Origin of the sequence: Burkholderia sp. HMSC10F09 (genome assembly GCF_001806955.1) — a bacterium.
Taxonomy (GTDB): Bacteria; Pseudomonadota; Gammaproteobacteria; order Burkholderiales; family Burkholderiaceae; genus Burkholderia; species Burkholderia multivorans.
The window spans coordinates 1-1,664 of record NZ_KV786790.1; the positions used below are offsets into that span (position 1 = coordinate 1).

At 67.4% G+C, this 1,664-nt stretch carries 1 protein-coding gene; it reads right to left on the reverse strand.

The genetic code is table 11. The features are described 5' to 3' along the window. Window positions 1-62: 62 nt before the first annotated feature. Window positions 63-1,199: a branched-chain amino acid ABC transporter substrate-binding protein gene (locus tag HMPREF3115_RS18965; protein ID WP_006406882.1), complete on the reverse strand. Its 1,137-nt coding sequence runs from the start codon at window positions 1,197-1,199 to the stop codon at window positions 63-65. Window positions 1,200-1,664 lie beyond the last annotated feature (465 nt).

Below are 1,664 nucleotides of genomic sequence, written 5' to 3' on the forward strand. Positions count from 1 at the left end.
GAGCGCGGCGCGCGACGGGCCTGCCGTGCGCGCGCCGTGACGACGGATGGCGTCCGCCTGCGTCAGTTGCCGGCGATCGTGTCGACCGGCTTGAACGCGCCGTGTTCGACGCGATAGATCGTGACGGGCGCGTCCTTCAGGTCGCCTTTCGCGTCGTACGCGATGCGATCGGCCGACACGCCCTTGATCGACACCTTGCCGAGATACGGCGTGTAGACCTTCGGATCGGTCGAGTTCGCGTTCTTCATCGCGGTCAGCAGCGCCATCGTGCCGTCGTACGAGTACGGCGAGTAGGTGATCACGTCTTCGTTGAAGCGTGCCTTGTAGCGCGCCGCGTAGCCGGCGAAGCCCGGCATCTTTTCTTTCGGCAGCCCGCCCATGTAGACGATCGCGCCTTCGGCCGCGTCGCCGCCGACCTTCAGGAACGTCGGCGAGCGCGACATTTCGCCGGTCACGAACGCCGACTTCATCCCGAGCTGACGCATCTTGCGGATCATCGGCGACGATTGCGCATCGCCGCCGCCGTAGAACACCGCGTCCGGATTGATGCCCTTCAGGTTCGTCAGGATCGCGGAGAAATCGAGCGCCTTGTCGTTCGTGAAGTCGCGCTTCACGATCGTGCCGCCCGCGGCCTGCACGGCCTTCGCGAATTCGTCGGCGATGCCCTGGCCGTATGCGGTGCGGTCGTCGATGATCGCGATGCGCTTGAAGTGCAGGTTCTTCACGGCGTACGTGCCGACGATGCGGCCCGCCTGCGCGTCGCTTGTCAGCAGCCGGTACGTGGTCTTGTAGCCGCGCGCCGTGTATTGCGGCGACGTCGCCATCGAGATCTGCGGCAGGCCCGCGCGATCGTAGAGATCCGACGCCGGAATGCTCGTGCCCGAGTTGAAGTGGCCGATGATGCCGCGCACGTTGTTGTCGATCAGGCGCTGCGCGACCGTCGTGCCGGTGCGCGGGTCGGCCTGGTCGTCCTGCGAGTCGAGCTGGAACGTGACGGGCTTGCCGCCGATCGTCGGATTGGTCGCATTGAAGTCGGCGATCGCGAGCTGCACGCCTTTCTGCATGTCGGTGCCGTAGTTCGACTGCGGGCCGGTCAGCGGCGCGGCGAAACCGATCTTGACGACGTCGGCGGCGATGGCGTGCGCGCCGGACAATGCGCAGGCGGCAGCCAGCGCGACGTGCGATACCTTCAGCTTCACTTTCACTTCCCCTTGATGGCGTGGTTGGGCCGCCGCCGGCCGTCGGGCCTGCGGCGGTCAGCGGGCGCGGGACGCGGGCGGCCGGACTGACCGGAAGCCGCGCGCGTCGCGCACCGGATGTCGCGAGTGTCGACCGCTATGCCGGAATCGGCGTGCCGGACTTTCCGTGCGGGCGTACCGGACGGCGCGCCGCAGCGGCGACCGGTTGTCGTCTCGTGACTGTGCAGCGAAGTCTAGGTAGCGAAAATGCGCACGTCTTGCGCGTTCGGTGCGCGGGCCGCGACGATTTCGGCATATCGTCGATTACCCTGATATATGCGGAAATCGTCATTTCACGTGCGTAATCCGGCCAAGACGCGGCGCGCGGGGCTTTCTACGATGGCGGCCTGCCGCGGCGCGGCACGCGTCGGCACCGTCGTGGCCGCATGCGTCCAGTGCCGCGGCGGGTTGCGTGCGCCGCGCGCG